This is a genomic window from Erwinia sp. (assembly GCF_031978025.1).
GTDB lineage: Bacteria > Pseudomonadota > Gammaproteobacteria > Enterobacterales > Enterobacteriaceae > Erwinia.
Map to the genome: position 1 here is coordinate 1 of NZ_DALZCD010000260.1, position 6,171 is coordinate 6,171.

The following is a 6,171-nucleotide window of genomic DNA, read 5'->3' on the forward strand; positions in this document are numbered from 1 at the left end:
AACTTCTTCCACAGCGAAGACGTTGTACGCCATCCGGTCGTTGCCCGTGTGGTTATCGCCTATGAAGCCTGGGAAGCCGCCGATCAGAAGCGACGCGACACGCTGGCCGAAGAGCGTAAACGTGAAGCACTGGCACTGCAGCAGGCCGCGCAGGAGCAGAAATGAGTACCGTAATACTGGATCTACAGCTGGCATGCGAACAGCCGGAAGGCTTACCGGCAGAGGCCGATTTTCAGCATTGGCTGAATGCGGTACTGCCGCAGTTCCAGGAGGAGAGTGAAGTCACTATCCGCCTGGTGGATGAGGCGGAAAGCCGCGAGCTAAATCACACCTACCGCAGCAAGGATAAACCTACCAATGTCCTTTCGTTTCCTTTTGAAGCGCCGCCGGGCATTGAACTGCCGCTGCTGGGTGATTTGATTATTTGTCGCCAGGTGGTCGAGCGGGAAGCCGCGGAGCAGGAAAAGCCGCTGCTGGCCCACTGGGCGCATATGGTCATCCACGGCAGCCTGCATCTGCTGGGTTATGATCATATCGAAGATGATGAAGCCGAAGAAATGGAGGCGATCGAGACCGAGATAATGCTTGCTCTTGGTTATGCCGACCCGTACATTTCGGAGAAAGAGTTCTAAATCGCGTCCCTTCCCTGACGGAAGGGACACCCTTAATCTCAGCAAGAGTGACAGAAACAAAAACGCCATGAGCGATGACCATTCACAGAACAACGACAGTCCCAGTAGCAAAAAGGGATTTTTTACCCTTATCCTCAACCAGCTGTTTCACGGTGAGCCTAAAAACCGCGACGATCTGCTGGAGCTTATCCGCGATTCCGAGCAGAACGAGCTGATAGACCCGGATACCCGCGACATGCTCGAAGGGGTCATGGATATCGCTGAACAGCGCGTGCGCGACATCATGATCCCACGCTCGCAGATGGTCACGCTGAAGCGTAACCAGTCGCTCGACGAGTGTCTGGACACGATTATCGAATCCGCCCACTCCCGCTTTCCGGTTATCAGCGAAGATAAGGATCACGTTGAAGGCATTCTGATGGCGAAAGACTTGCTGCCGTTTATGAGCAGCGAATCGACTCCGTTCAGCATCGAAAAAGTGTTGCGCCCGGCCGTTGTGGTGCCGGAAAGCAAGCGCGTCGATCGTATGCTGAAAGAGTTTCGCTCCCAGCGCTACCACATGGCGATCGTCATTGACGAGTTTGGCGGCGTGTCTGGCCTGGTCACTATCGAAGATATTCTGGAACTGATCGTTGGCGAAATTGAAGACGAATATGATGACGAAGAAGATCGTGATATCCGTCAGCTGAGCCGCCATACCTACACTATCCGTGCCCTGACGCCGATCGAAGATTTCAATGAAGTCTTTGAAACGCACTTCAGCGACGAAGAAGTCGATACGATCGGTGGGCTGGTTATGCAGGCGTTCGGTCACCTGCCGGCTCGCGGCGAGAGCATTGAGATTGAAGGCTATCAGTTCAAAGTCGCTATGGCCGACAGTCGCCGTATTATTCAGGTTCACGTCAAAATTCCGGAAAACGCGACGCAACCGATACTGGAAGAATAATTTCCCTATGGCTATTGCCTCTTTATACCAGCGCCAGCGGGTTCGCCTGCTTTTAGCGCTGCTGACGGGTGCCGCTGGCACCCTGGCGTTTTCGCCTTACTATGTCTGGCCCGCCGCGCTGGTTTCGCTTTGCGGCCTGCTGGCGCTGACGCTTAACCGTTCGACGCGTCAGGCGACTGCCATCGGTTTCGTCTGGGGCTTTGGCCTGTTTGGCAGCGGCGTTAACTGGGTTTACGTCAGCATCGCCACCTTTGGCGGCATGCCGGGTCCGGTCAACGTTTTTCTGGTGATCTTGCTGGCGGCTTATCTTGCGCTCTACCCCATGCTGTTTGCGGCGTTGCTGAACCGGCTGTTCCCTAAAACCTCGCTGACGCGGCTGGCGCTGGCCGCGCCCGTGCTGTGGCAGATTACCGAGTTTCTGCGCGGTTGGGTGCTTACTGGCTTCCCGTGGCTGCAATTTGGCTATAGCCAGATTGACGGGCCGTTAAAAGGGCTGGGACCGATAACCGGCGTGGAGGGCATCACCTTTGTGCTGACCATCGTGGCCGGGCTGGCGGTCTTTGCTGCGGTAAAACGTCAGTGGATAGCGGCCGTCGGCGCGCTGGCGCTGCTACTGCTGCCCTGGCCGCTGCGCATGATTAGCTGGTATCAGCCCCAGCCTGAACGAATGGTTAATATCGCGCTGGTTCAGGGCAATATTCCGCAATCGCTCAAATGGGCGCCTGACCAACTTATTAATACGCTGAAAACCTATACGTCGCTGACGCGTCCTTATGTGAATAAGGCATCGCTGATTATCTGGCCGGAATCGGCTATTCCCGATCTGGAAACTAACCAGCAGCCTTTTCTGCAAACTGTCGATCGCGAGCTGCGTGCTCAGGGCAGCAGCCTGATTACCGGTATTGTTGATTCACGATTGGAAAACAATCGCTATCACGATTACAACTCCATTGTCGTGCTTGGCGATAAGCAGCCCTATGACTATGAAAGCGGCAGTCGTTACCAGAAAAATCACCTTGTGCCTTTTGGTGAGTTTGTGCCAATGGCCGCGCTGCTGCGTCCACTGGCACCGTTTTTCGATCTGCCCATGTCTTCGTTCAGCCGGGGGGCCTATCGCCAGCCGCAGCTGCAGGCTGGCGGCTATAAGCTGACGGCGGCAATCTGCTACGAAATCGTACTGGGCCAGCAGCTGCGGGATAATTTCCGTCCCGATACCGATTTTCTGCTGACGATTTCCAACGATGCCTGGTTCGGTCATTCCATTGGACCGTGGCAGCATTTCCAGATGGCGCGTATGCGTGCACTGGAGCTGGGTCGTCCGCTCCTGCGTGATACCAACAACGGCGTGACTGCGGTGATTGATGCAGATGGCAGAGCGGAAGAAATGATCCCGCAATTCGTTCCGGATGTTCTGGCTGCCGCTGTCACACCAACCCGGGGGCTGACTCCATACGCTCGTTTCGGCAACTGGACGGTATGGATAGCGACGGCGCTGTTCGCTGCGGCCGCCTTGTTTATGGCGCGACGCAACAGAAGCTGATAGCCAAAGCGCAGGGAAGATGACCGATTCCCTGCGCTTTATTTTTCGTCCTCTTGTATTCTATTTTTTCATTGCTCCGCCCCTTCCCTGCTTAAAAACGCCCCTGCATCCAGGCCATACCGCAAATATGGCATGGCGATTGCAAAATATTTCCTGACTATGCTGAAAATGTCGAAGACCGCGACCAGCCAGCCGGTAGCGCACCCTAACGGTTCATCCTTTGCCCCACCAACGGGCAGCAGCACAGGGAATGCTTTATTTTGGTGCGGCGTACTTCGCAAAACCGAAACTTTATTGTTTCATACCGTTAACATTCAGCTATGTTAAGGCTATCCGGCGCAGCCCTGGCGCTGAAAATACAACAATAAGCGGTTACAAACCCCTCATCACAATCAGCGCACCGTTATGGCGCTTTACAACGAAGGAGTTGGAGATGAAATTTCGGAAAACTGGGCTGTGCCTGCTGACACTGGCCGGCCTGTCGTCCGCCGTGGTTCACGCAGCTGATGCACCGCAAAATACGCTGGACAAAATTGCCAAAAATGGCGTTATCGTCGTCGGTCATCGTGAGTCTTCCGTTCCTTTTTCCTACTACGACAACCAGCAAAAAGTGGTGGGCTATTCGCAGGACTACTCCAACGCCATCGTGGCGGCGATCAAAGCCAAACTTAACAAGCCCGATCTGCAGGTAAAAATGCTGCCGGTCACCTCGCAAAACCGCATTCCCCTGTTGCAAAACGGCACTTACGATTTTGAGTGTGGTTCTACCACCAACAACGTAGAGCGTCAGCAACAGGCTGCCTTCTCTGACACCATTTTTGTTATCGGCACGCGTCTGCTGGTGAAAAAAGGCAGCCCGATTAAAGACTTCTCGGATTTGAAAGGCAAAACTGTGGTGGTCACTTCCGGCACCACTTCTGAAATTCTGCTGCACAAGCTGAATGACGAGAAGAAGATGGAGATGCGCATTATCAGCGCTAAAGATCACGGTGACTCGTTCCGTACGCTGGAAAGCGGTCGCGCCGTGGCGTTTATGATGGACGATGCGCTGCTGGCAGGCGAACGCGCCAAGGCCAAAAAACCGGATAACTGGGAGATCGTAGGCACACCGCAGTCAAAAGAAGCGTACGGCTGTATGCTGCGCAAAGGCGATACCACGTTTAAACAGCTTATGGATGAAACCATCGCTAAAGCGCAGACTTCTGGCGAAGCGACAAAATGGTTCGACAAGTGGTTTACCCAGCCTATTCCGCCTAAGAATCTGAATATGAACTTCGCGCTTTCTGACGATATGAAAGCCACGTTCAAAACACCGAACGACAAGGCGCTGAATTAATAACAAAAATAAGGGCGGCCTGCCGCCTTTGATTGTTGAATATGGGCAAGGACAGACAGCGGCCTGAAAAGCTCGGTGCCAACAACCGACAGCCAGGCCGACGTTTGCCGTGGTCGTTCCCCGCGGCAAACATGCCCCTCACCAATCTTCAGGGTAGCGCTGCTACCCTTTTTTCTACCGGAGTGACTTATGTCAATTGATTGGAACTGGGGCATTTTTCTACAGCAGGCCCCTTTCGGAAATACCACCTATTTGGGGTGGCTGTGGTCCGGTTTTCAGGTCACCATTGCCGTCTCCGTCTGTGCCTGGATCATCGCTTTCTTCGTCGGTTCGCTGTTCGGTATTTTACGTACCGTGCCCCACCGTGGGTTATCTGCCATCGGCACATGCTACGTAGAGCTGTTCCGCAACGTGCCGTTGATAGTCCAGTTTTTTATCTGGTATCTGGTGGTACCGGAACTGCTGCCGGAAAGCATCGGCATGTGGTTTAAATCCGAGCTGGATCCGAACATTCAATTTTTCCTCTGCTCGGTCTTCTGCCTGGGTCTGTTCACCGCCGCTCGCGTCTGCGAACAGGTACGTGCCGCCATTCAGTCACTGCCGCGCGGCCAAAAAAATGCCGGTCTGGCAATGGGTCTGACGCTGCCGCAAACCTATCGTTATGTGCTGCTGCCCAATGCCTACAGGGTTATTGTGCCGCCGATGACGTCAGAAATGCTCAATCTGGTAAAAAACTCCGCTATCGCCTCGACCATCGGACTGGTGGATATGGCCGCGCAGGCGGGTAAGCTGCTGGATTACTCGGCGCACGCTTATGAATCCTTTACCGCAATCACCGTGGCCTACATCGCCATTAACGTTGTAATCATGCTGCTGATGAGCCTGGTCGAACGCAAAGTGCGTCTGCCCGGCGGCATGGGAGGCAAATAATGTACGAATTTGACTGGAGCACAATTGCTCCTAACCTGCCCTACCTGATTAACGGCATGATTATTACGCTGAAAATCACCGCTATCGCCGTGGTTTTCGGCATTATTTGGGGGACGCTGCTGGCCGTCATGCGGCTGTCGAGCTTCAGGCCCGTCAGCTGGTTTGCCAAACTGTACGTCAACCTGTTCCGCTCCGTCCCGCTGGTCATGGTGCTGCTCTGGTTTTATCTGGTGGTGCCCAGCTTTTTGCAGCAGGTTTTGGGGATCTCGCCAAAAACCGATATTCGCCTGATTTCAGCGATGGTGGCCTTCGCCCTGTTTGAAGCCGCCTATTATTCAGAAATTATCCGCGCCGGTATTTTGAGTATCGCGCACGGCCAGGGCAACGCCGCGCTGGCGCTAGGGATGACACAATGGCAGGCGATGCAGCTCATTATCCTGCCGCAGGCGTTTCGTGCCATGGTACCGCTGCTGCTGACTCAGGGCATTGTACTGTTTCAGGATACCTCGCTGGTTTATGTCCTCAGCCTGGCCGACTTCTTCCGCACCGCCGATACGATCGGCATTAATAACGGTACCGAGATTGAAATGGTGCTGTTTGCCGGCGCGGTTTACTTTGTTATCAGCCTTAGCGCTTCGCTTTTAGTCAGCTATCTGAAGAAAAAAAGGACAGTTTAAATGATTACCCTGAAAAACGTTTCTAAGTGGTATGGTCACTTTCAGGTGCTGACCGACTGCTCTACCGAAGTTAAAAAAGGCGAAGTGGTGGTGGTGTGTGGCCCTTCCGG

Annotated in this window: 7 protein-coding genes and 1 pseudogene; all 8 read left to right on the forward strand. The window is 54.0% G+C overall.

Annotation, left to right across the window (positions count from 1 at the left end):
• Positions 1-165, forward strand: a pseudogene (locus RTK32_RS17560) (PhoH family protein); the annotation flags it as partial.
• Complete coding sequence (gene ybeY / locus RTK32_RS17565) at positions 162-632, forward strand: rRNA maturation RNase YbeY (protein ID WP_312046234.1); 471 nt, start codon at positions 162-164, stop codon at positions 630-632. The pseudogene RTK32_RS17560 and the gene ybeY, both read left to right, overlap by 4 nt.
• Positions 633-699: 67 nt before the next feature.
• Entirely contained in the window at positions 700-1,578 is an 879-nt protein-coding gene (gene corC, locus RTK32_RS17570; RefSeq protein ID WP_312046236.1) for a CNNM family magnesium/cobalt transport protein CorC, read from the forward strand.
• A gap of 7 nt (positions 1,579-1,585) precedes the next feature.
• Positions 1,586-3,118 carry an apolipoprotein N-acyltransferase gene (gene lnt / locus RTK32_RS17575; protein ID WP_312046238.1) on the forward strand — a complete coding sequence of 511 codons (1,533 nt, stop codon included), beginning with the start codon at positions 1,586-1,588 and terminating at the stop codon, positions 3,116-3,118.
• Between the two features lie 433 nt (positions 3,119-3,551).
• Positions 3,552-4,454, forward strand: a complete 903-nt coding sequence (locus RTK32_RS17580) for an amino acid ABC transporter substrate-binding protein (protein ID WP_312046240.1) — start codon at positions 3,552-3,554, stop codon at positions 4,452-4,454.
• Positions 4,455-4,643: 189 nt separating this feature from the next.
• Positions 4,644-5,384: an amino acid ABC transporter permease gene (locus RTK32_RS17585; RefSeq protein ID WP_312046242.1), complete on the forward strand. Its 741-nt coding sequence runs from the start codon at positions 4,644-4,646 to the stop codon at positions 5,382-5,384.
• A complete protein-coding gene (gene gltK, locus RTK32_RS17590) occupies positions 5,384-6,061 on the forward strand; it encodes a glutamate/aspartate ABC transporter permease GltK (RefSeq protein WP_312046244.1) in 678 nt (225 codons plus the stop codon). The genes RTK32_RS17585 and gltK overlap by 1 nt, the downstream gene beginning before the upstream one ends.
• The coding region (locus RTK32_RS17595) for a glutamate/aspartate ABC transporter ATP-binding protein (RefSeq protein WP_023253540.1) at positions 6,062-6,171 on the forward strand (110 nt) is incomplete at its 3' end.

What these genes read in the sequence shown, in the direction of transcription:
- RTK32_RS17585 (WP_312046242.1), top strand. Translation starts at nt 4,644, where the DNA reads ATGTCAATTGATTGGAACTGGGGCATTTTTCTACAGCAGGCCCCTTTC.
- RTK32_RS17580 (WP_312046240.1), top strand. Translation starts at nt 3,552, where the DNA reads ATGAAATTTCGGAAAACTGGGCTGTGCCTGCTGACACTGGCCGGCCTG.
- lnt (WP_312046238.1), top strand. Translation starts at nt 1,586, where the DNA reads ATGGCTATTGCCTCTTTATACCAGCGCCAGCGGGTTCGCCTGCTTTTA.
- ybeY (WP_312046234.1), top strand. Translation starts at nt 162, where the DNA reads ATGAGTACCGTAATACTGGATCTACAGCTGGCATGCGAACAGCCGGAA.
- gltK (WP_312046244.1), top strand. Translation starts at nt 5,384, where the DNA reads ATGTACGAATTTGACTGGAGCACAATTGCTCCTAACCTGCCCTACCTG.
- corC (WP_312046236.1), top strand. Translation starts at nt 700, where the DNA reads ATGAGCGATGACCATTCACAGAACAACGACAGTCCCAGTAGCAAAAAG.